Annotated in this window: 22 protein-coding genes; 5 read left to right on the top strand and 17 right to left on the bottom strand. The window is 60.1% G+C overall.

All coding sequences use genetic code 11. The features are described 5' to 3' along the window. Position 1: 1 nt before the first annotated feature. The 16 genes from ureC to QCE58_RS12145 all read right to left on the bottom strand — a co-directional run bounded on the left by ureC (position 2) and on the right by QCE58_RS12145 (position 16,270). A complete protein-coding gene (ureC, locus tag QCE58_RS12220; protein ID WP_008342486.1) occupies positions 2-1,708 on the bottom strand; it encodes an urease subunit alpha in 1,707 nt (568 codons plus the stop codon). Between the two features lie 12 nt (positions 1,709-1,720). Beyond that, a complete protein-coding gene (locus QCE58_RS12215) occupies positions 1,721-2,026 on the bottom strand; it encodes an urease subunit beta (RefSeq protein ID WP_008342484.1) in 306 nt (101 codons plus the stop codon). A gap of 4 nt (positions 2,027-2,030) precedes the next feature. Then, a complete protein-coding gene (locus QCE58_RS12210; protein WP_008342482.1) occupies positions 2,031-2,333 on the bottom strand; it encodes an urease subunit gamma in 303 nt (100 codons plus the stop codon). Between the two features lie 99 nt (positions 2,334-2,432). Beyond that, positions 2,433-3,152 (bottom strand): amino acid ABC transporter ATP-binding protein, encoded by a 720-nt coding sequence (locus tag QCE58_RS12205; RefSeq protein WP_008342480.1) that lies wholly within the window; start codon positions 3,150-3,152, stop codon positions 2,433-2,435. Beyond that, entirely contained in the window at positions 3,139-3,789 is a 651-nt protein-coding gene (locus tag QCE58_RS12200; RefSeq protein WP_250518260.1) for an amino acid ABC transporter permease, read from the bottom strand. Before QCE58_RS12200 ends, QCE58_RS12205 begins: the two co-directional genes overlap by 14 nt. Next, positions 3,786-4,463 (bottom strand): amino acid ABC transporter permease, encoded by a 678-nt coding sequence (locus tag QCE58_RS12195; RefSeq protein ID WP_034472752.1) that lies wholly within the window; start codon positions 4,461-4,463, stop codon positions 3,786-3,788. Before QCE58_RS12195 ends, QCE58_RS12200 begins: the two co-directional genes overlap by 4 nt. An 18-nt stretch (positions 4,464-4,481) precedes the next feature. Continuing rightward, complete coding sequence (locus QCE58_RS12190; protein WP_250521350.1) at positions 4,482-5,270, bottom strand: transporter substrate-binding domain-containing protein; 789 nt, start codon at positions 5,268-5,270, stop codon at positions 4,482-4,484. 172 nt (positions 5,271-5,442) lie between these two features. Next, positions 5,443-6,303, bottom strand: coding sequence for an urease accessory protein UreD (locus QCE58_RS12185; protein WP_250521349.1), 861 nt, complete (start codon positions 6,301-6,303; stop codon positions 5,443-5,445). Between the two features lie 32 nt (positions 6,304-6,335). Beyond that, a complete protein-coding gene (gene urtE, locus QCE58_RS12180; protein ID WP_008342470.1) occupies positions 6,336-7,028 on the bottom strand; it encodes an urea ABC transporter ATP-binding subunit UrtE in 693 nt (230 codons plus the stop codon). A 150-nt stretch (positions 7,029-7,178) separates the two neighbouring features. Further along, entirely contained in the window at positions 7,179-8,045 is an 867-nt protein-coding gene (gene urtD / locus QCE58_RS12175; RefSeq protein ID WP_008342468.1) for an urea ABC transporter ATP-binding protein UrtD, read from the bottom strand. Next, a complete protein-coding gene (urtC, locus tag QCE58_RS12170; protein WP_250496942.1) occupies positions 8,042-9,235 on the bottom strand; it encodes an urea ABC transporter permease subunit UrtC in 1,194 nt (397 codons plus the stop codon). Before urtC ends, urtD begins: the two co-directional genes overlap by 4 nt. Positions 9,236-9,238: 3 nt before the next feature. Continuing rightward, entirely contained in the window at positions 9,239-10,843 is a 1,605-nt protein-coding gene (gene urtB / locus QCE58_RS12165; RefSeq protein WP_250521348.1) for an urea ABC transporter permease subunit UrtB, read from the bottom strand. A gap of 77 nt (positions 10,844-10,920) precedes the next feature. Further along, positions 10,921-12,228: an urea ABC transporter substrate-binding protein gene (gene urtA, locus QCE58_RS12160; protein ID WP_008342462.1), complete on the bottom strand. Its 1,308-nt coding sequence runs from the start codon at positions 12,226-12,228 to the stop codon at positions 10,921-10,923. 323 nt (positions 12,229-12,551) lie between these two features. Beyond that, positions 12,552-13,868 (bottom strand): MFS transporter, encoded by a 1,317-nt coding sequence (locus tag QCE58_RS12155; protein ID WP_008342460.1) that lies wholly within the window; start codon positions 13,866-13,868, stop codon positions 12,552-12,554. Between the two features lie 175 nt (positions 13,869-14,043). Next, entirely contained in the window at positions 14,044-14,820 is a 777-nt protein-coding gene (locus tag QCE58_RS12150) for an SDR family oxidoreductase (protein WP_250521347.1), read from the bottom strand. A gap of 10 nt (positions 14,821-14,830) precedes the next feature. After that, positions 14,831-16,270, bottom strand: coding sequence for an aldehyde dehydrogenase family protein (locus QCE58_RS12145; protein WP_008342457.1), 1,440 nt, complete (start codon positions 16,268-16,270; stop codon positions 14,831-14,833). Between the two features lie 188 nt (positions 16,271-16,458). Here QCE58_RS12145 and ppa point away from each other — a divergent pair, with 188 nt between their 5' ends. Next, positions 16,459-16,986: an inorganic diphosphatase gene (gene ppa / locus QCE58_RS12140; RefSeq protein ID WP_008342456.1), complete on the top strand. Its 528-nt coding sequence runs from the start codon at positions 16,459-16,461 to the stop codon at positions 16,984-16,986. Between the two features lie 51 nt (positions 16,987-17,037). On the opposite strand, the gene QCE58_RS12135 is transcribed toward ppa, so the two are convergent. Next, entirely contained in the window at positions 17,038-17,331 is a 294-nt protein-coding gene (locus tag QCE58_RS12135) for a GIY-YIG nuclease family protein (RefSeq protein ID WP_008342455.1), read from the bottom strand. Between the two features lie 165 nt (positions 17,332-17,496). On the opposite strand from QCE58_RS12135, the gene QCE58_RS12130 reads away from it, so the two are divergent. The 4 genes from QCE58_RS12130 to QCE58_RS12115 are packed head-to-tail and all read left to right on the top strand — an operon-like array spanning position 17,497 to position 23,172. After that, positions 17,497-17,799 (top strand): peptidogalycan biosysnthesis protein, encoded by a 303-nt coding sequence (locus QCE58_RS12130; protein WP_409014107.1) that lies wholly within the window; start codon positions 17,497-17,499, stop codon positions 17,797-17,799. A gap of 27 nt (positions 17,800-17,826) precedes the next feature. Continuing rightward, positions 17,827-20,139 carry a hypothetical protein gene (locus tag QCE58_RS12125; RefSeq protein WP_250521346.1) on the top strand — a complete coding sequence of 771 codons (2,313 nt, stop codon included), beginning with the start codon at positions 17,827-17,829 and terminating at the stop codon, positions 20,137-20,139. A gap of 59 nt (positions 20,140-20,198) precedes the next feature. After that, entirely contained in the window at positions 20,199-22,544 is a 2,346-nt protein-coding gene (locus QCE58_RS12120; protein WP_309779590.1) for a hypothetical protein, read from the top strand. Beyond that, entirely contained in the window at positions 22,537-23,172 is a 636-nt protein-coding gene (locus QCE58_RS12115; protein WP_250521339.1) for a hypothetical protein, read from the top strand. The genes QCE58_RS12120 and QCE58_RS12115 overlap by 8 nt, the downstream gene beginning before the upstream one ends. Positions 23,173-23,490: the final 318 nt, after the last annotated feature.

Below are 23,490 nucleotides of genomic sequence, written 5' to 3'. Positions count from 1 at the left end.
ATCAGAACAAGAAGTAACGCTGCGCCATCGGCAGAACGGTGGCGGGATCGCATGTGAGCAATTGTCCGTCGGCGATCACCTGATAGGTCTGCGGATCGACGCTGATGGACGGCTGCCATGCATTGTGAATCATGTTGGCCTTCGTCACATTGCGGCAGTTCCTGACCGCGACGATCTGCTTTTGCAAGCCATAACGATCCGCGATGCGCGCCTCCATCGCCATCTGCGATACGAATGTCAGCGACGTCTTGCCGAGTGCGCCGCCGCGTGTCGCGAACATCTCGCGATAATGCACCGGCTGTGGCGTCGGAATGGACGCGTTCGGGTCGCCCATTTGCGCGACCGCGATCATGCCGCCCTTGACGATCATCGCGGGCTTCACGCCGAAGAACGCGGGTTCCCAGAACACCAGATCGGCCCACTTGCCCGGCTCGATCGAGCCGACTTCATGCGCGATGCCGTGCGTGATTGCCGGATTGATCGTGTACTTGGCGACATAGCGCTTCGCGCGGAAATTATCGTTACGCGTGCTGTCTTCGGGCAACGCGCCGCGCTGCACCTTCATCTTGTGCGCGGTCTGCCATGTGCGAATGATGACTTCACCGACGCGGCCCATTGCTTGGGAATCCGAAGAAAGCATCGACAGCGCGCCGAGATCGTGAAGGATGTCTTCGGCCGCGATGGTCTCGCGACGAATCCGCGATTCCGCGAACGCGATGTCTTCCGCGATCGACGGATCGAGGTGATGGCACACCATCAGCATGTCGAGATGCTCATCGAGCGTGTTGACGGTGTAGGGGCGCGTCGGATTCGTGGAAGAGGGCAGCACGTTCGATTCGCCCGCGACCTTGATGATGTCCGGCGCATGGCCGCCGCCCGCGCCTTCTGTGTGATACGTGTGGATCGTGCGGCCCTTGAACGCGGCGATGGTCGTTTCGACGAAGCCCGCTTCGTTCAGCGTGTCGGTGTGGATGGCGACTTGCGTGTCGGTGTCGTCGGCGACGCTCAAGCAATTGTCGATCGCGGCGGGCGTCGTGCCCCAATCCTCGTGCAGCTTCAGGCCGATCGCGCCCGCTTTCACCTGCTCGATCAGCGGCTCCGGCAGGCTCGCGTTCCCTTTGCCGAGAAAGCCGAGATTGACGGGCCAGCCGTCGGCGGCCTGCAGCATGCGCTCCATGTGCCACGGGCCCGGCGTGCAGGTTGTCGCGTTGGTGCCGGTCGCGGGGCCGGTGCCGCCGCCGAGCATCGTCGTGACGCCGCTCGCGAGCGCTTCGTCGATCTGTTGCGGGCTGATGAAGTGAATGTGCGTATCGACGCCGCCCGCCGTCACGATCATGCCTTCGCCCGCGATCACTTCCGTCGCCGCGCCGATCGCGATGTTCACGTTCGGCTGAATGTCCGGATTGCCCGCCTTGCCGATGGCGAAGATGCGTCCACCCTTGATGCCGATATCGGCCTTCACGATGCCCCAGTGATCGAGGATCAGCGCATTGGTCACGACGGTATCGACGACGTCGGCGGCGGGGCGCTGCGACTGGCCCATGCCGTCGCGAATCACCTTGCCGCCGCCGAACTTCACTTCTTCGCCGTAGGTCGTGAAGTCGCGTTCCACTTCGATGATGAGATCGGTGTCGGCGAGGCGCACGCGGTCGCCGGTGGTCGGGCCGAACATTTCCGCATAAGCGCGGCGGCCGATGCGTAGCGTCATATCTGTCCTTTTTTAGAGCGGGCCCATGACGAGCGCGTTGAAGCCGTACACATGGCGATCGCCGGCCAGCGCGACGAGTTCGACGGTGCGTTCCTGACCGGGTTCGAAGCGGACTGCCGTGCCCGCCGCGATGTTCAATCGGAAGCCGCGCGCCTTCTCGCGCTCGAATTTGAGCGCCGCGTTGACTTCGTAGAAGTGGAAGTGCGAGCCGACCTGCACCGGCCGGTCGCCATGATTCGCGACGACGACCGTAACCGTCTCGCGGCCCGCATTGAGCTCGTGCTCGCCATCGTCGATGAAATATTCGCCGGGGATCATGGTGTCAGGGAATCGGATGATGAACGGTGACGAGCTTGGTGCCGTCGGGGAAGGTCGCTTCGATCTGGATGTCGGGAATCATCTCGGGCACGCCTTCCATCACGTCGTCGCGCGTGAGCAGCGTGGTGCCGTAGTGCATGACTTCGGCGACGGTCTTGCCGTCGCGCGCCGCTTCCATCAATGCCGCCGATATGAACGCGACCGCTTCCGGATGATTGAGCTTGAGGCCGCGCGCGCGGCGACGCTCGGCGAGCAGGGCCGCTGTGAAGATCAGCAGCTTGTCCTTTTCTCTGGGCGTGAGTTTCATGGGCTTCTTCTATGGAGAAAAGTGTTTCGGGCTTTGCAATGCTAGCACCGGAATGCCGCGTCTCATGCGCTTTTAAGGGGCTTTCGGTCGGCTTTCGGCTTACTGGATGAAGCGCTGCAACTCCACGGTCGACGGCCGCTCGAAGATGGCGTCCGGCGCGCCCGATTCCCACACGCGCCCCTGATGCATGAACACGACCTTGTCGCTCACCTTGCGCGCGAAGCGCATTTCGTGCGTGACCATGATGAGCGTCATGCCGTCGCGCGCGAGGTCTTCGACGACCGCTAGCACTTCGCCGACGAGTTCGGGATCGAGCGCCGATGTGATCTCATCGCAGAGCAGCACGGTCGGCTTCATCGCAAGTGCGCGCGCGATCGCGACGCGTTGCTGCTGACCGCCCGAAAGCTGATCGGGAAAAGCATCGAACTTGTCGCCGAGACCGACGCGTTCGAGCACGGTATGCGCCGTCGCGCGCGCCTTCGCCCTGTGGATCTTCCTGACGACGGTCTGCGCGAGCATCACGTTTTCGCCCGCGGTGAGATGCGGAAAGAGGTTGTACTGCTGAAACACCATGCCGACTTTCAGCCGCAGCGCGCGCAGGTCGGCATGACGCGCATCGATATGCTCGCCGTCGATTTCGATCGAGCCTTCGTCGATGCTCTCCAGACCGTTGAGCGTGCGCAGCAACGTGCTCTTGCCCGAGCCGCTGCGCCCGATGATCGACACGACTTGTCCGCGCTCGACGGCGAAGTCGATGCCCTTCAGCACCTGATTCGCGCCGAACTGCTTCTGAAGATTGCGGGTTTCAACGAGCGGCATTCCATTTCCTTTCGAGCGTGCGCGCATAGCGCGTCAGCGGATAGCAAAGCAAGAAGTAGATAACGGCGACGAGCCCATACACGAGAAACGGCCGGAAAGTTGCGTTCGAAATCATCGTGCCAGCCTTCGTCAGTTCCGTGAAGCCGATGATCGATACGAGCGCCGTGTCCTTCACCGCCTGCACCGCGAAGCCGACCGTCGGGCCGACCGCGATGCGCGTCGCTTGCGGCAGGATCACGTGACGAAGCTGCTCCATGTAACTCATCGCGAGCGACGACGATGCTTCCCACTGGCCCTTCGGCACCGCTTCGACCGCGCCGCGCCAGATCTCCGCGAGATACGCGCTCGTGAAGAGCGTGAGACCGACGCTCGCCGCGAGCCACGGCGACACGTCGATGCCGAGCAAGGGCAGGCCGAAGAACACGAGGAACAACTGCATGAGAAGCGGCGTGCCCTGAAAGAGCTGGATATAGCCTTTGACGAGCATGCGCAGCACTTGCGATTTCGACACGCGCATGACGAGCAGCACGAAGCCGACGATGCCGCCCAACACGAACGACACGATCGACAGCACGATGGTCCAGCGCGCCGCGAGCAGCAGGTTCTCGAAGATCTGCGCGAGCGTGAATTCGATCATCGCGCGGCGCTCCGGTGATTCATCAGAAAGCGCTTGCCCATGGCGTTCAATGCGGCGCGCAGAGCGAGCGCCATCACGAGATACGCGGCCGTGATGAAGAAGCACGTCTCGAACGCGCGGAAGTTGCGCGACTGGATATAGCTCGCGGCATACGTGAGATCGGGCACCGATATCTGCGAGACGACCGCCGAGCCGAGCATCGTAATGACGATCTGGCTCGTCAATGCGGGGAACACTTTGGCGAGCGCTTGCGGCAACACGACATGACGGAACGTCTCGCCACGCGACATCGCGAGCGATGCCGCCGCTTCGAGATGACCCTTCGGCACGGCGGCGACGCCCGCGCGCACGATCTCGATCGAGTACGCGCCGAGATTGAGCGTCATCGCGAGAATGGCCGCGACGTATTCGCTGAGATGAATGCCGAGCGCGGGCAGGCCGAAGAACACGAAGAACAGTTGCACGATGAACGGCGTGTTGCGGACCGCTTCGACATAGGCGCCGACGATCGCCGCGAGCCACGCATGCCGGCTGTTGCGCGCGGCGGCGCCGAGCACGCCGACCGACACGCCGAGCGCCGTCGAGACGGCGGTCAGCGCGAGCGTGGTCGCCGCGCCGCTCGCGAACATGCCCGCGTACTGCGCGAGATCGGCGAATTGAAGTTCATAGGCCATACGATGCCGCGCTCCCGATCAAAGGGTCGCGGGCAGCGGCTGGTTGAACCACTTCTTCGACATCGTGTCGAGCGTGCCGTCCTTCTTCGCCTGCGCGATGGTGTCGTCCACTTTCGACATCAGGCGCGGCTCGTTCTTGTTCATGCCGACGAAGCACGGCGAATCCTTGATGATGAACTTCGCTTCCGGCCGGCGCGGCGGATTCTTCGACAGGATCGCCGCCGCGACGATGTTGCCCGCCGCGATCAGTTGCACCTGTCCCGAGAGAAAGGCCGAGATGGTCGCGTTGTTGTCCTCGAAGCGCTTGATGGTCGCGTTGGGCGCCATCTGCGAGAGCGCGATCTCTTCGAGCGCGCCGCGCGTGGCGCCGACGGTCTTGCCGGTGAGATCGGCGGGGCTCGTCACCTTGATGTCGGCGGGGCCGAACACGCCTTGGAAGTAGGGCGCGTAAGCCGTCGAGAAGTCGAGCACCTTCTCGCGTTCCGGCGTCTTGCCGAGCGACGAGATCACGAGATCGACCTTGTTGGTCGTCAGATACGGGATGCGGTTCGCGCTGTTGACGGGCACGAGTTCGAGCTTCACGTTCATCGACTTGGCGAGCAGCGCGGCCATGTCGACGTCGTAGCCTTGCGGTTTCATGTCGGCGCCGACCGAGCCGAAGGGCGGATAGTCTTCGGGCACGGCGACGCGCAGCGTGCCGTTCTTCGCGATGGTGTCGAGCGCGTCGGCATGCGCGGCGAGAGGCGCGAGGGAAAGCAGCAGCGCGACGAGTGCGGTGCGCCGCGTGCGGGAAAAAGTCGTGAGCATCGATGATCCTTCGGTCTTGAACGGCCGCGTTGGAATGCGCGGCTCTCGAGCGAAGGCTTAAAGCGAGAGTCGTGCCATCGATGCTTATTTCTTATGCTGTCAGCGTTTGCCGGTTACGCATATATCGCCGCGCACAACGGATGTGCAGACGCGTGCGCTTCGTTGGTGCGTACTAGGTAGTCCACAAACGCAGAGGTCGCGCATCGACGCCATGCACGAGCGGACGAAGACGCGACCAGCAATCGGTGAGTGCGTTTTGCAGCGGTTCCATGGAGCGGCTGATCGCGCGCACGATCAGCACGCCCGGCGCGACGCACGATGCGCCTGCGCGGAGCTCATCGTCGAAGGGAAGATGTGCGGCGAGGGTCTCGGCGAGGGCATCGTCGCATGCGGGGCCGATCGCCCAGAGCGTGCCGTAAGCGGGGAAGCCCGCGAGACCTTGAGCGGAGTCGCGCAGCGGATCGCGCGCATCGAGCAGCGTGCGTTCGAACCAGAGCGTCGAACCATTGCCATGCGCGATACGCGATGTCGCCTTGATTTGCCCTTGCGTCCACTTTTCGCCGGCGGCGGCGCGCCCGAGCAGCATTGCGTCCCAGCCGATCGCGCTCGCGCCTTCATCGAGTGTCAGGTTGAATTCGAGTTCGACGTTCGACGATTCGAACACGATGTTGTTTTGCGGCAGCCAGTCGAGCTTCGCATGCGCGGCGAGATCGATATCGATGCGCTGCGTCGCGAGCTTGCCGTTGGCCTTGTACCACTTGGTCGCGCCGGGCGTCGTGATGACGGCGTGCGTGTCTTGGTGCAGACGAACGTCGATGGAAAGACGATCGCCGCCCGCGACGCCGCCGGGCGGGTGCACGATCACCGAATGACAGATATCGCCTTCGGGATAGAGCGGCCGTTGCAGCCGCAATGGGCCTTCGTGCTTGCGATGAACGCAGACGGTGCGGCCGTGCTGACGCGCGTAGCCGAGTTCGAGCGAGCCGCGCCAGATGTTCGGATCGGCGAGTGTTGCGTGCGATTCGTGGTGCATGAGCGATGCGTTCTTCTAGAGCGGAGCCTCGATCATACGGCGATCAGCTCGCGCACTCCATGCGCGTCCATTTCCGAGCCCGCGCCGCCCGCGACGATTTCGCCGCGGCTCATGACCCAGTATCGATCGGCGAGTTCGCGCGCGAAGTCGTAATACTGCTCGACGAGCAGGACGGTCATGCCCATTTCGTCGACGAGTTGCCGAAGCGTTCGGCCGATATCGCGGATGATCGATGGCTGAATGCCTTCGGTCGGCTCGTCGAGGATGAGCAGTTGCGGCTCGCTCATCAGCGCGCGGCCGATTGCGAGTTGCTGTTGTTGACCGCCGGAGAGATCGCCGCCTCGGCGGTTCTTCATGTCTTTGAGGACGGGGAACAGCGCGTAGATGTGATCGGGAATCTTCGATGGCGCTTTGCGGCTCGCTGCTCCGACGAGCAGGTTTTCTTCGACGGTGAGACGGCCGAAGATGTCGCGGCCTTGCGGCACGTAGGCGAGGCCGTTTGCGACGCGCGCGTGGGTGGGCATCGAGGAGAGCTTGTTGCCGCGCCAGGCGATGGTGCCGCTTTTTGTCGGGACGACACCCATCAGGCAGCGAAGGAGCGTCGTTTTGCCCACGCCGTTGCGGCCCAGCAGGACGGTGAGTTTTCCATCGGGGACGGTGAGTTTCACATCGCGGAGGATGTGGCTGCCGCCATAGTATTGGTTCAGGTTTTCGACTTCTAGCATTTGCTTTGTCTCTTGGTCTGCGCTTGTTTGCTTACGCTTGCGTGGAATCCTGTGATCGCGTCGGTCTATTAGCACTGCCCCGCACAGGGGCAGTGCTAATAGACCACTAAGAAAACAGGCTTCCACGACGACCCACGCCGACATAAAACACTAACGCCCAAGATAAGACTCAATAACGGCCTCGTCCCGTTTGACGTCATCGAGCGTGCCTTCGGCAAGAACACTCCCCTCAGCCATAACAGTAACCTTCCCGCTATCCCCCGAAAGCGCAGCAACAAACTCCATATCATGCTCGACGACCATCATCGAACACGACCCACGCAGCTTGTTGAGCAACTCCGCGAGTTCCATCGTTTCATGATCGGTCATGCCGGCCGCAGGCTCATCGAGCAGCAAGAGAGCAGGCTGCTGCATCAACAACATGCCGATTTCGAGCCGCTGCTTCTGCCCATGCGACAACTCGCCCGCAAGCCGCGTCGCCTGATGCTGAAGGCGAATCAGCTCGAGCGTCTCTTCGATGCGAGCCTGCGCGGCACCATCCAGCCGCGCCCTCAACGATGCGAACCAGCGCTTGTCCGTCTTCATCGCGAGTTCGAGGTTCTCCCACACCGGATGATTCTCGAACACAGTCGGCTTCTGAAACTTGCGCCCGATGCCCGTGCGCGCAATCACCGGCTCCGACATGCGCGTGAGATCGAACGTCTGCCCGAGAAAAACCTTGCCGTCGTCGGGACGTGTCTTGCCGGTGATGACATCCATCATCGTCGTCTTGCCCGCGCCGTTCGGGCCGATCACGCAGCGCAACTCGCCCACATCGATCGACAACGTCAGCTTGTTCAGCGCGCGAAAGCCGTCGAAGCTCACGGTGACGTCCTCGAGATAGAGGATCGTGCCGTGCGATACATCGATCTCGCCGGGCGCGAGCACATGCCCCAGGCCCGACGACACGTTGATGTTCTTGTGGCTCGTCTCCGGAATCGGCGGCAAATCCACGATCAATGCGTTATGTGCAGTCATTCGGCAGCGTCTCCGTGCGCCTTCTTGCGGCGCGCGAGATCAATCAGTCCCATGATGCCGTTCGGCAGAAGCAAGGGCACGAGCGTGAAGATGAGGCCGAGGAAAAACAGCCAATACTCCGCGAAATAGGCGGTGAAAAAGCTCTTCGCGCCGTTGACGGCGAACGCGCCGACGATCGGTCCGATCAGCGTGCCGCGTCCGCCGACCGCGACCCAGATCGCCATTTCGATCGAGTTCGCGGGCGACATCTCGCTCGGATTGATGATGCCGACCTGCGGCACATACAACGCGCCCGCGATGCCGCACAACACCGCCGACACCGTCCAGATGAAGAGCTTGTACGCGAGCGGGCTATAGCCGAGGAACATCAGGCGCGCTTCGCCGTCGCGCACGCCGGTGACGACTCGCCCGAGCTTCGACGTGACGATCCATCTCGCCGCGAGAAACGCGAGCACGAGCACCGCGAACGTGATGAGAAAGAGGGCAGTGCGCGTGCCCGGATGCGTGATTGGAAAGCCCGCGATGCGCTTGAAGTCGGTGAAGCCGTTGTTGCCGCCGAAGCCCGTTTCGTTGCGATAGAAAAGCAGCATCGCGGCGAAGGTCATCGCCTGCGTGATGATCGACAGATACACGCCCTTGACGCGCGAGCGGAACGTGAAGAAGCCGAACACCCACGCAAGCACGCCAGGCACGAGGACGACGAGCAACAGCGCATACCAGAGATGTTCCGTGCCCTCCCAGTACCACGGCAGCTTGTGCCAGTCGAGAAACACCATGAAGTCGGGAAGATCGCTTTGATACGTCCCCTCGCGGCCGATCGAGCGCATCAGGTACATGCCCATCGCGTAGCCGCCGAGCGCGAAGAAAAGCGCATGGCCCAAGCTCAGAATGCCGCAATAGCCCCATACGAGGTCGAGCGCGAGCGCGCCGATTGCGTAGCACATGAGCTTGCCGACGAGCGTCATCGCATAAGCCGAGAGATGGAACGTGCTCGTTTCCGGCAGCACGAGCGCGCTGACGGGCACGAAGATGCTCATCGCGATGACGAGCGCGATCAACGCGAGCCAGCCTTTCTTCGGCAAGAGCGCGGCGCGCGGCGGCAGGCCGAGCGCGAAGCCCGCGCGCGCCGCGCCCGGATCGGGTTGCGGCGTGACGTCGAGGTTCGTGCCGACATTGGTCGAGGCGGTCATGTCTCAAGCCTCCGCGCTGCGGCCCTTGAGGGCGAACATGCCCTGCGGACGCTTCTGGATGAACAACACGATGAGCACGAGCACCGCGATCTTCGCGAGCACCGCGCCCCAGAACGGCTCGACCGCCTTGCTGACGAGCCCGAGCCCGAAGCCGCCGATCACCGTGCCCGCGAGCTGGCCGACGCCGCCGAGCACCACCGCCATGAACGAATCGATGATGTAGCTCTGGCCGAGATCGGGCCCGACGTTGCCGATCTGCGAGAGCGCGCAGCCGCCGAGTCCCGCGATGCCCGCACCGAACGCGAACGCGTACGAATCGACACGCGCTGTCTTGACGCCGACGCACGCGGCCATGCGGCGGTTCTGCGTCACCGCGCGCACGAAGAGGCCGAGGCGCGTCTTCGTGAGCACGCCCCACGCGATCGCGACGACGGCGAGCGAGAACGCGAGGATCGTCAGACGGTTGTACGGGAGGATGAGGTTCTGCATCACGGTGACGCCGCCGCTCATCCACGAGGGATTCGTCACCTGCACGTTCTGCGCGCCGAAGAGCGTGCGCGTCGCCTGAATCAGGATCAGGCTGATGCCGAAGGTCGTCAGCAGCGTTTCGAGCGGACGTCCGTAGAGATGCTTCAGCACGAGCCTTTCGAGCACGATGCCGACGAGCCCCGCGGCGATGAACGACGCAGGCACCGCGAAGAGCGGATACCAGTTGAACGCGGCGGGCGCGTAATGCTGCACGAGGTTCTGCACGACATAGGTCGCATAGGCGCCGATCATCAGGAACTCGCCGTGCGCCATGTTGATGACGCCGATCAGCCCATATGTGATCGCAAGCCCGAGCGCCGCGAGCAGCAGCACGCTGCCGAGCGAGAGGCCCGCGAAGATCGTGCCGAAGATTTCGCTGCGGCGCTGAATCGAATCGAGTGCGTAGATGCCTTCCTGAGCCGCGTTGCGTACGCGTTCGTCGGGTTCGTTGAACGTGCCGTCGGCCTTCTTCGCGACGATCGGGCGCAGCAGTTCGTACATGTCGAGGTCATGGCGCGCCGCGACGAGTTGCGCGGCTTCGAGACGCCTGTTCACGTCGGGATCGTGCAGCGCGGTCATCGCCCAGAGCGTGTCGAGGCGCTTCTTTAGTTCGGAATCCTTTTCGATTGCGCGGGCTCGGTCGATCATCGGCTTCATCGATGCGTCCGGGTTCTTCAGCAACGCAGCGATGGCGTCGCGGCGTTTGGCCGTATCGGGCGATGCGAGCTGCAGCCCCGACAACGCGCCCGCGACCTTCGTGCGCAGCAGATTGTTCAGCGTGATCGGTTGCGCATCAGGCGCTTCGGCGGTCTTGCCGGTGATCGCGTCCTTCGTGCCGTCATCGGTCTGAATGTAGACGTGACCGTTATCGGTCGCGACGAGCGAGCCATCGGACAGCGCGCCGAGCACGGCGATGGAAGGCGCATCGGCATTGGCAATGAGCTTGTCGATGGCGGCGGTCTTGGCTTCGAAGTCGTCGCCGGCGAGCGGGGCGAGATCGTCGTTGGTGAGCGCGTGGGCCGCGAGCGACGTCATCGCGAGGATGAGCGCAAGGAGCGCGCGCTTGAGGGAGCCGGTCATGTGGGCCTTTCCGTTAGAACTCGAAAGGCCGCGCGCATCGCATGAAACGCGCGGCCTCGCTGCATCGACGTCAGGCGTTACGCGACACGCACACGCTGACGGCGCAGGAACGCGGGAATCGAGCTGACGACATCCGGCTTGCCCTCGTTGCCCGCGATATACGGGCTCCACGGCTGCGCGCGTATGGCGGTCTTCGTCTTCCAGACGACGTTGAACTGACCGTCGCCGCGAATTTCGCCGATCATCACGGGCTTATGCAGATGATGGTTGCCGTCCATCGTCAGCGTGAAGCCGGAAGGCGCGGCGAAGGTCTGACCGACCATCGCGGTGCGGACCTTGTCGACATCGGCGCTCTTCGCCTTTTCGACGGCCTGCTTCCACATGTGGATGCCGACGAAGGTCGCTTCCATCGGATCGTTGGTGACGCGCTTGTCGCCGCCCGGAAGGTTCTGCGCCTTTGCGTACGCAAAGAATTCCTTCTCGAACTTCGAGTTGTTCGGGTTCTTCACCGACATGAAGTAGTTCCATGCGGCAAGATGGCCGACGAGCGGTTTCGTGTCGATGCCGCGCAGTTCCTCTTCGCCGACCGAGAACGCGACGACAGGCACGTCCGTCGCTTTCAGGCCCTGGTTGCCGAGTTCCTTGTAGAACGGTACGTTCGAATCGCCGTTGATCGTAGAGATGACAGTCGTCTTTCCCCCTTGGGCAAAGGTCTTGATGTTCGCGACGATGGTTTGATAGTCGCTATGTCCGAACGGTGTGTAGACCTCCTGAATGTCTGCATCTTTCACGCCCTTGGAGTGAAGGAACGCGCGCAGGATCTTGTTGGTCGTGCGCGGGTACACGTAGTCGGTGCCGAGCAGGAAGAAGCGCTTGGCGCTGCCGCCTTCCGGTCCCATCAGATATTCGACGGCGGGAATCGCCTGCTGATTCGGCGCGGCGCCCGTATAGAACACGTTGCGGGACATCTCTTCGCCTTCGTACTGCACGGGGTAGAAGAGCAGGCCGTTGAGTTCCTCGAACACCGGCAGCACGGACTTGCGCGACACCGAGGTCCAGCAGCCGAACACGACCGCGCACTTGTCCTGCGTGAGAAGCTGACGCGCCTTCTCGGCGAAGAGCGGCCAGTTCGAAGCGGGATCGACGACGACGGGCTGAATCTGCCGGCCCATGACGCCGCCGCTCTTGTTGATATCGGCGATGGTCATGAGTGCCGTGTCTTTCAGCGACGTCTCGGAGATCGCCATCGTGCCCGACAGCGAATGGAGGATGCCGACCTTGATCGGACCGGTATCGGCGGCGTGGGCTTTCGTGATCGGAAGTTGGCCCGCAAGGGCGAGCGCGCCCGACATGGAGCCGAACTTCAGCAGACTGCGTCGTTTCATTTCTGTGTTCCCCTTGCCGATGTGGTTGTTTGAGCAATGACGATTGCTCGGAGCGTTCTGCAAGGGGTATGCCAATTGGGGTCTTTTGCCCTAATGGCGGGGGTTTGCGGGGAATCGCAGGGAAGTTTTACTTCGGGGGATGGGGGTTAGCGGGCGAGGTTTTGGTGCATGCACGGGGGATGTGCATCGTTGCGGTGCGGGTTTCGTTCTTTTCCGCCGGCTCGCGATTACGCGTCGGTCTATTGGGACTGCCCTGCACAAGGGCAGTGCCAACAGACCGACGCGATCACAGGCTGCCGCGAAAAAGAAAGCGGAACGCAACCTTACCGATTAACCAACCGCGCCGGCACACTAAGCACAAGCACAGCCCCAAGAACGAGAAAACCCGCGAGCATATACATCCCACTCGAATTAGAAGCAGTGACCTGCTTCAACCACCCCACGAGATAAGGACTCAAAAACCCGGCGAGATTCCCAAGCGAGTTGATCATCGCAATACCCGCAGCCGCCCCGGTGCCGGCAAGAAACGCCGTCGGCAGACTCCAGAACAGCGGCAGCGTCGTGAGAATGCCCATCGTGGCGAGCGTGAGGCCGAGCATCGCGAGCGTCGTGTTGTTGAACCACACCACCGACAGCACCAGCCCGATCGCACCGATCAACGCCGGAATCGCGATATGCCAGCGACGCTCGCCGGAACGATCCGCGCTGCGCGCCGCGTACAGCATGCCGATCACCGCCGCGCCATAAGGAATCGCGGAGAGCAGGCCGACATGCAGCGCATCCTTGATCCCCATCGACTTGATGATCGTCGGCAGCCAGAAGCTCACGCCATACAGTCCCATCACGAACGAGAAGTAGATGATGCTCATCAGCCACACTTTCGGGCTCGACAAGATCTTGCCCAGCGACAGATCTTCCTTCTGGACGTTATCCGCCGCGATGTTGCGTTCGAGCAGTTCGCGTTCTTCCTGCGTGAGCCAAGAAGCCTTCGAGATACGATCGTCGAGCTTCAGGAACACGACGATGCCGACGATGATCGACGGAATGCCTTCGAGCAGCAGCAGCCATTGCCAGCCGTGCCAGCCGTTCTTCATGTGGAACGCATCCATGATCCAGCCGCTGATCGGCCCGCCGATCAGACCCGAAAGCGCGATCGCCGTCATGAACAGCGTCGTGATGCGCCCGCGCCGCTGCGCCGGAAACCAGTACGTCAGATAAAGAATGATGCCGGGGAAGAAGCCCGCTTCCGCCGCGCCGAGCAGAAAGCGCATGACGTAGAACATCGTCGGCGTGGTGATGAACATCGTGAGCGCCGAAATGACGCCCCACGTAATCATGATCCGCGCGATCCACACGCGCGCGCCGACGCGATGCAAGATGATGTTCGACGGAATCTCGAAGATGAAGTAGCCGAAGAAGAAAATGCCCGCGCCGAAGCCGTACACGGCATCCGACAGTTGCAAATCGGCGGCCATCTGCAGCTTGGCGAAGCCGACGTTCACGCGGTCGAGATACGCCACCACATAACAGATCAGCAGAAGCGGCGCGAGACGCCAGACGACCTTTCGGTAAGTGGCCTCCTCGAACGCGGAAGGCGTGCCCGCGCCGGGGCGCGGCATGGGTTTGGCGGTGCTGGCCATGATGCTTGTCTCCAATATTTTTTGTGTGCGCCAGGCGAGCGGACGGGCCCGCTCGCGATTACAGGCGCGTAAGGATTCTAGCCCGTCGGCCGCACCGCAAAACGCCCGTTTCTGCTAGGGAAAGCACCGATGCCCGCACTCGCCGCACACGGCGCGCGGCGTGCGCGGGCAAGCGTCAGACGCAGCGTCCGCCGTCCACTTCGAGCGCGACGCCGGTGATGAACTCGGCATCGTCGGATGCGAGATAAAGCGCCGCGTTGGCGATGTCCTGAGGCGTCGAAAGCCGGCCGAGCGGTATCGTCGCGAGAAACTTGCGGCGGTTCTCGGGCGTGTCCTCCATGCCCATGAACTCGGAGAGCAGGGCGGTCTCGCCCATCACCGGATTGATGCAGTTCACGCGGATGCGGTCCGCGCCCAGTTCGACCGCGAGCGCCTTGCTCGCGATGATGACCGCCGCCTTGCTGCCGTTGTACCAGACGAGTCCCGGACGCGGCCGCACGCCCGCCGTCGACGCGATATTGATGAACGCGCCGCCGCCCCGTTCGCGAAAGTACGGCACGAACTGCTCGACGCTCCAATAGATGCTCTTCACGTTCACCGCGTAGACGCGGTCGAATTCGGTCTCGGTGACGTCGAGAACGGGCTTGTTACGGTGCGTCGTGCCCGCGTTGTTGACGACGATCTGCACGCTGCCGAAGTCCCCGATCGCGGCATCGAAGAGCGTTTGCCAGTCGGCGCGCTGCGTCACATCGCCTTGAACGGCGATCGCGCGGCCGTGCTTCACCTCCGGCGACGATGCGAGCGCGATCTCGCTCGCGACGCGCTCAGCGGCCGGCCCGTTCAGATCGTTGACGACGACGTTCGCGCCCTCACGCGCGAACGTCTTCGCGATGCCTTCGCCGAATCCCGAGCCGCCGCCCGTCACGATGACGGTTTTGCCTTGCAGTCGCATGCGTGTCTCCTTATCCGTGTTTGATGGCGATGGTCTTGAGCGTCGTGAAGCCGTACAGCGCCTCGAAGCCTTTCTCGCGTCCGTGTCCCGAATGCTTGACGCCGCCGAACGGCAATTCGATGCCGCCGCCCGCGCCGTAGTTGTTGATGAACACCTGTCCGGAACGCACGCGGCGCGCGAGCCGCATCTGACGCGCGCCGTCGCGGGTCCAGATGCCGGCGACGAGCCCGTAGTCGGTGCCGTTGGCGAGTCGGAGCGCGTCGGCTTCGTCGTCGAAGGGCATCGCGGCGAGCACCGGGCCGAACACTTCCTCGCGCGCGAGACGATGCGTCGGCGGGACGTCGCGCAACAGCGTCGGCGCCTGATAGAAGCCCGCTTCGGGCGCATCGCCGACGACTTCGCCGTGCGCGGCCATCGGAATGCCGTCGTGCTGCGCATCGGACAGAAAATCCCACACGCGCTGCTGCTGCTTCGCGCTGATGAGCGGGCCGCAGTCGAGATCGAGCTTGCTCGGACCGACCTTCAGCGCCGCGAACGCCTCCGAGAGACGATCCAGCAAGGGTTCGTACGCCGCGCGCTCGATCAGCACGCGGCTGCCCGCCGAGCACGTCTGTCCGGCGTTCTGCACGATCGCGGCGACGAGCACGGGAAGGGCGGCGTCGAAATCGGCATCGGCGAATACGATTTGCGGCGACTTGCCGCCGAGTTCCAGCGTGACGGGGACGTGATTGTCGGCGGCCATCTTCGTGACGGCCGCGCCCGTCGCGGGCGAGCCGGTGAACGAGATGTGATCGATGCCCGGATGCCGCGCGAGCGCCGCGCCCGCTTCGTGACCGTATCCGGTGACGATATTGAGCGCGCCATCCGGCAGGCCGGCTTCCGCCGCCAGTTCCGCGATGCGCAACAGCGACAGGCACGCGTCCTCCGCCGGCTTCACGACGCACGCGTTGCCCGTGGCGAGCGCCGCGCCGACGCTGCGCCCGAAAATCTGCAGCGGATAGTTCCACGGCACGATATGCCCGGTCACGCCGTGCGGCTCGCGGATCGTGAGCACGGTGTAGCCGTGCTGATAGGGCAGGGTTTCGCCGTGGAGCTTGTCGGCGGCGCCCGCGTAAAACTCGAAATACCGCGCGATGCCGGTGGCGTCGGCGCGTGCCTGCTTCAGCGGCTTGCCGGTGTCGCGCGCCTCGACCTGCGCGATCTCCTCGTGGCACGCGCCGATCAGCATCGACAGGCGCGCGAGGATGCGCCCGCGTTCCGCCGCGCTCGTCGCGCCCCATCCGCCGTCGAAGGCCGCGCGGGCGGCGGCGACCGCGCGGTCGATGTCCGCCGCGGTGCCCCGGGCGATCTGCGCGAAGACCTGGCCATCGGACGGATCGACGACCGGAATCGTCTCGTTGCCCGATGCCGCGATCCAGCGGTTATCGATGAAATGCTTCGCGTCTTCCATGCATGTCTCCTGAAATCGGATGTTCTGGAGCCGGAAACCGATTATCGCGCCAACCGGGAACGTGCGTCGGGCGTGCGGGGTCGATTGGCTATAATGGCGAAATCACGCGCAGACAGGCGCGACGGGCCGCAAGACACCGTCCGCCCGTGCGATTCCATCTCCGATCTCAACTTCTCCAGAGAGCGCTCATGAGCTTCAACAACGTACCTCCCGGCAAAGATCTCCCGCACGATTTCAACGTCATCATCGAAATTCCCGCGCAGAGCGATCCGGTCAAATACGAAGCGGACAAGGACATGGGCCTGCTCGTCGTCGACCGTTTCGTCGGCACCGGCATGCGCTATCCGGCGAACTACGGCTTCATTCCGCAGACGCTCTCCGGCGACGGCGACCCGGTCGACGTGCTCGTCATCACGCCGTATCCGCTGCTGGCGGGCTCGGTCGTGCGCGCGCGCGCGGTCGGCATGCTGCAGATGACCGATGAATCGGGCGTGGACGCGAAGCTCGTCGCGGTGGCGCACGACAAGGTCTGCCCGATGACGGCGAACATCAAGTCGATCGACGACGTGCCCGAGTATCTGAAAGACCAGATCAAGCACTTCTTCGAGAACTACAAGGCGCTCGAAAAGGGCAAGTGGGTGAAGGTCGAAGGCTGGGCCGGCATCGACGCCGCGCACAAGGAAATCTCGGAAGGCGTCGCGAACTACAAGAAGTAAACGCGTTCTCCGACAAAACGCCGCCGCGTGTCACCCACGCGGCGGCGTTTTTTATTCTTCTTCGCTTGCTTCGGTCTGAGGCAACAACGACTCCAGCGTCCTTTCCCCCGCAATCAACGCGCGCTTCTGCTGCGCGGTCAGTTGCTTGACGCGATATTCCGCGCGCAGCGCCTCCGATTTCCCCGCCAGTTCGAACGACGCCAGCACGCGCACCGGCTTTCGCGCCCGCGTGTAGCGCGCGCCCTTGCCGCTCGCGTGCGCGGTGAAGCGCGCCTCGACGTCCGTCGCGATGCCCGTGTAGAGGCTGCCGTCGGCGCATTCGATCAGGTACAGAAACCAGGGCATGGAAGAACGATGAAAGATTTGCCGCGCATTATCGCCGAAAGCACCGCGCCGGGGCGTTTTGTCCGCATCGGCGCGCCGCTGCGACTTGCGCGAGAATAGCCGCTTTCGGGCGCGCTCTGCGATGGTTCGGGCGTGCTCGTCGGTCAATCACAGCGAGGTAGCCTGTTGAATCGCGAGGTCGAAATTCATGTGGTCGATGCGCTCGCCGACATCGCCGCCGACGACTGGAACCGGCTCGCCGGCGAAAACCCGTTCGTGCGTCACGCGTTTCTCTCGGCGTTGCAGGAGACGGAGTGCGCCGTCAAGCGCACCGGCTGGCGCGCGCATCATCTGATACTGAAGCGCGGCGGCGAATTTGCCGGCGCGATGCCGCTCTACATCAAGTCGCATTCGCGCGGCGAATACAAGCTGTTATGTAGGCTGACGGTCATTGACTTACTGAATGAACGGCCCATAAAGGTTACATGATGGGCTTCCGACGCTGGAGCGACTACGATGATTACCCGGACAGAAAAACAGCTTACGTTTCGCGATGTCTGGAGCCATAGCTCATTCCGCGGCCCGCTCTGGGGCACGCAGTTCCGCCGCGTTCATGCAAAATGTACAGATGATGGATACGTGATTCAAACGGTCGACGCCCAAGGAAACGCGATGTTTCGAGAGCTAAAGCGCGCGGAGTTTGGGTTAGTTCCGGGTAGCATCTTGGAACTTGCGATAAAACTCTCGCCACAAGAAGTAGACAGCGAAACGTTCCATGCATTCAACATAGTATTCCGTGTTATCTCGAAGAGCCCAAAGGGACAAGAAATTTTGTCTTCCCCGCCGGAGAGTATTAGCGCGTCGAAAATCCAATCTCTGCTGTTACTCGCAAATCGAAATTATTCTGGGAAACCTGAATCGAAAATAATTACCTTGAAAGGGTTCGCGAGCTTTATTTCGTACTGTCCCAGACTTATCCGTGGTGGCAAAAAAATTGCGGAAATAGCCGCATTCTTTTTTGCCAAATTCAAGCTACCAATCGGTGATAATTACGTCGAAATAACCACAACGGCGATGGTCCATGGGGTGAGGACCGAGTATCTAAAAATAATTGATTTTGATGCCCTTGGTCTTAAATCAGGGGGATTGTTGTCAGAAGCGCTTTCAGGTGCTCCTGAGATTATTCAACATTCATCCTTCTACCAAGTCATAGCAGTTCTTCGAAAATTAGTAAAAACAACGGATGGAAAGAGACTGCTATCGACCCCGGCAGCGGAGTTGGAAGTAGAAGACGTATCCAATCTCTTTTCCTTAGTCGACACGTTGTTACCCAATAAAAAATCGCGAAACAGTCTCTATACGTCATTCAAAGTATTCACAAGCTACAGCTTGGCACGTCTTAAAAATGGGCAGAATTTCTGTGACGCAGCACATGGATATCGAGTAACTCCTTTTGTCGCGAACAGAGACGATGCTCCCGCATCTCATAACGTCCTGGATAGCTTGAAAGTAATCTCAGCAAGTAGTGATGTCGATTTCTACGAGAAAGCGACGTCAAAACTTCGTTCGCTGATGGATACATACTTAATTGCTTGTGAGCAGGTCTTAAACGACCATGGTGAGTGTATTGAAAAGATGAACGCCATTCTCGCACTTGGGCCACCTAAAACGCTGCCGAAGCGTATCTTTGAGCGATATACCGACGGCATCATCCCCGTCTACGACACGATGAAGCGGCTTCCACAGGACGCCGTAAATTGGCTTTTGATGTCGTACGTACATAACGAGCAGATGTATGTCACTGGAACCGCCAACGAACGTGGTTTTGGCCTATCACACTTTCTCACCGGATACGGATTGCAGGCCACCGCTGGTTACGCTTTCGATGTTGCTCTATCACAGTTTTACCTTACTCAACGCTCGCTTATCGCTTGCTTCATAATTCTTGCAATCAAGACGGGGTGGAACGGTTCTACGCTCGTCTCACTCAACTCGGGCAGAATTCGTCGAATTGGAACTGGTTATCGTTTGACGGGGATAAAAACAAAGACGGACCAATTCCAGCAAATCGAGATTGAAGAAGTGGAGTGGCGAGCCGACGACAAACTGTCGTGCAGAGCTATCGAACTGCTGATTTGGCACAACAGGAACATAGACGCGTTCCTTGAAAGGCGGAATCCATCCATTTTCTGTGCGTTGCGTTTGAGATACGATGGACGGCGAATTGCACATCTCCCCCAAATTAGCAGATATTTGCAGATATTCCTAGAGAGCAATAACCTCCCGCACATAACGATTCGAGATTATAGGACTCTGAGACTTAATTACACATACGTTGAAGGTGGAGGTGACATCATCGCTACTCAAGTCCAAGCTGGTCACTCAAGCATGGCCACCACGGTACGTTATCTCAGGTTGAAGGTCCAGACAGAACTTCACGACGCCAACATACGTAGATATATGCGAGTGTTAGGAAAATCCATACTTTGGGTAACAGGTAATAAAGAAATCGACGACAGCGAGGAATCAAAAGCCGCAAAACGTCTCCTTTTTCCTGCGTCTCCATATGCCAGTGAGAACCGGGACAGCGTCGCCGACAGTTGGATAGCTTCAGGGGGTGAGATGCGTGTTGAGATAACGGAAGACGACGCCATACATTGCTGTCTTCAGCAACGATTCTACGAGCAAAGACTAAGCTTCCTGATTTCATTTAATGAGAAGCGGTTTCTTGCCTTTCATCTACCACGGATTGTTTTTTGTGCCGCGCTTTACAGGCTCCTCCGGCGAAGCCCTTTCGCTTATGTACTTAGGGAGACATTGAAGCGTTAGCGTTGAAAAGCAATGGTCAGGTCAAAATCATCTCACTCCAGTTCCGGAGGTAGAAAGAAATGTGCTCGCGTAAAGTAAGTAACGCCTTTCGGAAAGAGGTTACAGCCGGTGCAGGCCGCCGTGATTTTGACGCAGCAAGAAGGTTCATAGAAGACAAAAAGCACCGCAGATTTGTGAGCCACTGGGACGATGAAGAGATTCGTATCGATGTAGCCCCAAATGCCTCAGGCGTCTCGGACGTTAAGACTGTTTTCGATAGCAAAACAGTAATCGACTTTTCTGGCGGGGAGAGCATTTTTAAGCCTCAGGGACTCCGTAAGCATCCTGAGCTGTTGGCAACGTTGAAGGCGTTGGTGAATGAAGACTGTCACGCGCACGATGCGGGAGACATCGAGCGTGAAGTCGGACGAACAGTTCGCTCTTTCCTTCGACTTATCGTCTGGTTGTTTCGACATGCACGCTATAAGTTGAGTAAGGTCGAACCAGAACTTGTCCAAACTCTAGCGACCGAACTTGCGAACGGTGGGTGGTGGAGTGCGCTTGACTACGATGCTCGATTCGAGCTACTCCTTCAACGGGCAAATGTCGACCTTAAGTTCAGGAACTCTCTGGAGGGCAGCGGTCACATCGGCGAGTTCTCGTGCAACATGGATGCCATTAGCAGGCACTTGATGCTTCCAATCGCGAGCGCGAGCCTACCAAAGGCTATCGTACAGCGCATAGCAGAGGCAACAGGTTCGCAGCGGCCTGTGCAGAAAGATAAAGACTTGCCCTTGGTGTCGCCGCACAGTCTTTACCAAAACCTCAAATTTTTGAATCGATGTGCTCTCATCGGCGGCTTTGACTCGTTCGGAGAGCGCCCCTTCAAATCGGCGCACAGGCGCGCAATAGAGTTGTACAAAGGGGAGCATCCTGACCTGCGCACCGAGAACTTGGGTATCACCGATGTCGTTACGATTTTCACCGAGGCGATGCGATGGATTCACGTTTGTGCTGACGGTGTCATTATGGTTTGCGAAACGGCCCGTAATGAGCTGGAGTCATGTGACCCATCGGTTCTCTCATTAGAAGTTATCGGTGATAGAGTTACCCGCAAAACGGTCGCTCTCCACGAACAAATTGCAGATAGCTATGGGTTACCAAAAGCCTTGCGAGCACTCGCTCGAAATCAGGAAAGCAGCTTGCGACATCTTATCCTCAAGCTGCAATTTTCATGCGCTATCGCTGTTTTGTTCAACCATGGGCGAAGGCGTGAGGAAGTGCTCGGGACCGGGAAAACATACGGACTGTACCGCGGTTGCTTGACACCGGCGAATGACGGGCGCGATGGCTCTTATCTAGATGTGTACATTGAGAAGACGCTTCAACGCTACGCGTCGATGTGGGCGAATGAAATCGTTGAACGAGCCGTCGACGTAATGGAACGCCTTGGCCAGACCTTTCGACCACTTGGAACAGAACCGCTCGCCGTCGCGCCTACCCTCGATGAGGCCCGGAAAGAGAAATTGTTCGTCTGGCGCCATTTCTCATACGCAGCCTTTAACGACCGCCCGAACGTATTCTCTTTTCAGGAGGGAGCAAAGCTATTCTTTTCAGACTTGAACGTCTCGATTACGAAGGTGAGCGCTTCGCACATCTACCGACGCTGCTTCGCGCTCATCTACATGTATCGGCATGACCATCCCGTGCTCATGGCCCTGAGCCGACATCTGTGCCATTTCACATTGGAAACTACTCGCATCTACACGACAGACGGCAGAGACGTTGCTGACGACCGTAGCATTGAGTCGCTTTTCGCGGCTATCGAGAAGGAAGACGCAGACTTCAGCGACGAGTTCGAAGACATTCGTTCAACATACTTTCAAGAAAAGGTTGTAAACATATTAAGCGGCGTTGACGTTGGCGGCGGGTTCGCTCGAATCGTTGTTCGCATTTGCCGAAAGCTTGAATCAAATGCTTCATTTCGCGAGGCTTCACTGGAGGAGAAGGCGCGTCAGACCCGTGAAGTTGCAGAGCGAGAAGGGTACGCTCCCGCGCCTATGGCGAACACATCTTGCACCGCTGGGTCTGCCGCCAGAACCAAACGGCAAGCTAACTGCTATAACGAGGAGGAGGACCGTGTGTGTCCTGAGACGGCGAGTCCCGCGACTTGCATCGATTGCATTCACTCAATTAGAACAGGTAACCATCTCTCAACGATGGAGGAAGAGGTAGAGGAGTTGGATAAGGCGGCGACGGACACGAAGCGGCCCCTGCACTACCGCTTGGCAGCTCGTGACACGGCGGATGAGCTTAGGGTAATCATCACAAGGGAGCGCGCAAGCGCGACGGAGATGAAAGTGCTTGTGGAAAAATTGGTGAGTGAGTGGAAGCCTGTTGTGTTCCGGGAGAAGTCACATGCCTGACCACGTGTCCGTATCCGAAAAGCGCCGAGTAGAAGCGGCAATCGAGGCTAAACTTGAAGTCCTGCGACGCTGGAGCAAGTCAATACCATGGAGAGCTAACAGCGAAGGCGAGCCGGTCCGCGACAAGAACGGCGAGCTCGTGCTCGAATACTTTCCAACGAGTGTCGATTCATTTTGCGCATGGGATGGTACCCAGAATTCAAGCTTTGTGAGGAATCGAGAAAATCTAAACTTCGCAGGTCCGAGTCGGTCTGCCGTGAACAGTGCCGCCCACGACACTTCGAGGGGACTTCTTAAAAAAATATTTCCTACGCTCGAAGCTCGAGCGTCTCACCAACGGTTGGTCGCGAACAAAGCAAACCTCATCAGCCGGCTGTTACGCGAGCGTTCCTGGCAACGGAAGCTGATTCATCAGCAAGAGACGGAAATTGCGGTCTTGTTGGATGAAGTAACGATGAGCGGAGCGGAGCTTCAAAGCGAACGAGCGACGCGGAAAAATAACGAGGAACAACTGTTGGCCCGCATTGAGCAACTGGAAACTCGCAACGCCGAACTGGCTACCATAGCGCGGAAAGTGACCCCATTAGCATCGAGCGAGCGCAGACACCGTGAAAGCGATATCGAATAAGGAAAAGGCGGACAATGCTAGGCGCCGATTGTCAGATTGGGTCGTTGAGACGCCGTTGCAGTCTGTACCACGGAACCAATTCCGACGAGTTAGCCGGCAGAAGGTGTGCAAGCTCCTACGAATCTCGCCATCCTCGGTCGGTAGTAACAGTGCAATCCGTAAGATTTTTGATGAACTGGATGACCGTTTGGAAAAGTGGCTACCCCCGCGCACCTCAACTTCGAACGAGGTAGCGTTCGAGCAAACGGATATCCACTACCACGCTCCGTCCGAGCAATCTGAGATGTTGCTTCAAAAATTGGCTCGCCTGTCCTACCT

Origin of the sequence: Caballeronia sp. LZ028 (genome assembly GCF_031451415.1) — a bacterium.
GTDB classification, from domain to species: domain Bacteria; phylum Pseudomonadota; class Gammaproteobacteria; order Burkholderiales; family Burkholderiaceae; genus Caballeronia; species Caballeronia zhejiangensis.
This window is presented reverse-complemented; position numbering and strand designations above follow the sequence as displayed.

Excerpts from the sequence above, each read along its gene's own strand:
- QCE58_RS12185 (WP_250521349.1), bottom strand. The coding sequence starts at position 6,303 with ATGCACCACGAATCGCACGCAACACTCGCCGATCCGAACATCTGGCGC.
- ppa (WP_008342456.1), top strand. The coding sequence starts at position 16,459 with ATGAGCTTCAACAACGTACCTCCCGGCAAAGATCTCCCGCACGATTTC.
- QCE58_RS12190 (WP_250521350.1), bottom strand. The coding sequence starts at position 5,270 with ATGCTCACGACTTTTTCCCGCACGCGGCGCACCGCACTCGTCGCGCTG.
- QCE58_RS12155 (WP_008342460.1), bottom strand. The coding sequence starts at position 13,868 with ATGGCCAGCACCGCCAAACCCATGCCGCGCCCCGGCGCGGGCACGCCT.
- urtA (WP_008342462.1), bottom strand. The coding sequence starts at position 12,228 with ATGAAACGACGCAGTCTGCTGAAGTTCGGCTCCATGTCGGGCGCGCTC.
- QCE58_RS12145 (WP_008342457.1), bottom strand. The coding sequence starts at position 16,270 with ATGGAAGACGCGAAGCATTTCATCGATAACCGCTGGATCGCGGCATCG.
- QCE58_RS12125 (WP_250521346.1), top strand. The coding sequence starts at position 17,827 with ATGATTACCCGGACAGAAAAACAGCTTACGTTTCGCGATGTCTGGAGC.
- QCE58_RS12150 (WP_250521347.1), bottom strand. The coding sequence starts at position 14,820 with ATGCGACTGCAAGGCAAAACCGTCATCGTGACGGGCGGCGGCTCGGGA.
- QCE58_RS12135 (WP_008342455.1), bottom strand. The coding sequence starts at position 17,331 with ATGCCCTGGTTTCTGTACCTGATCGAATGCGCCGACGGCAGCCTCTAC.
- QCE58_RS12210 (WP_008342482.1), bottom strand. The coding sequence starts at position 2,333 with ATGAAACTCACGCCCAGAGAAAAGGACAAGCTGCTGATCTTCACAGCG.
- QCE58_RS12200 (WP_250518260.1), bottom strand. The coding sequence starts at position 3,789 with ATGATCGAATTCACGCTCGCGCAGATCTTCGAGAACCTGCTGCTCGCG.
- ureC (WP_008342486.1), bottom strand. The coding sequence starts at position 1,708 with ATGACGCTACGCATCGGCCGCCGCGCTTATGCGGAAATGTTCGGCCCG.
- urtD (WP_008342468.1), bottom strand. The coding sequence starts at position 8,045 with ATGACTGCACATAACGCATTGATCGTGGATTTGCCGCCGATTCCGGAG.
- QCE58_RS12205 (WP_008342480.1), bottom strand. The coding sequence starts at position 3,152 with ATGCCGCTCGTTGAAACCCGCAATCTTCAGAAGCAGTTCGGCGCGAAT.
- urtC (WP_250496942.1), bottom strand. The coding sequence starts at position 9,235 with ATGACCGCCTCGACCAATGTCGGCACGAACCTCGACGTCACGCCGCAA.
- QCE58_RS12195 (WP_034472752.1), bottom strand. The coding sequence starts at position 4,463 with ATGGCCTATGAACTTCAATTCGCCGATCTCGCGCAGTACGCGGGCATG.
- QCE58_RS12120 (WP_309779590.1), top strand. The coding sequence starts at position 20,199 with ATGTGCTCGCGTAAAGTAAGTAACGCCTTTCGGAAAGAGGTTACAGCC.
- urtE (WP_008342470.1), bottom strand. The coding sequence starts at position 7,028 with ATGCTAGAAGTCGAAAACCTGAACCAATACTATGGCGGCAGCCACATC.
- QCE58_RS12115 (WP_250521339.1), top strand. The coding sequence starts at position 22,537 with ATGCCTGACCACGTGTCCGTATCCGAAAAGCGCCGAGTAGAAGCGGCA.
- urtB (WP_250521348.1), bottom strand. The coding sequence starts at position 10,843 with ATGACCGGCTCCCTCAAGCGCGCGCTCCTTGCGCTCATCCTCGCGATG.
- QCE58_RS12215 (WP_008342484.1), bottom strand. The coding sequence starts at position 2,026 with ATGATCCCCGGCGAATATTTCATCGACGATGGCGAGCACGAGCTCAAT.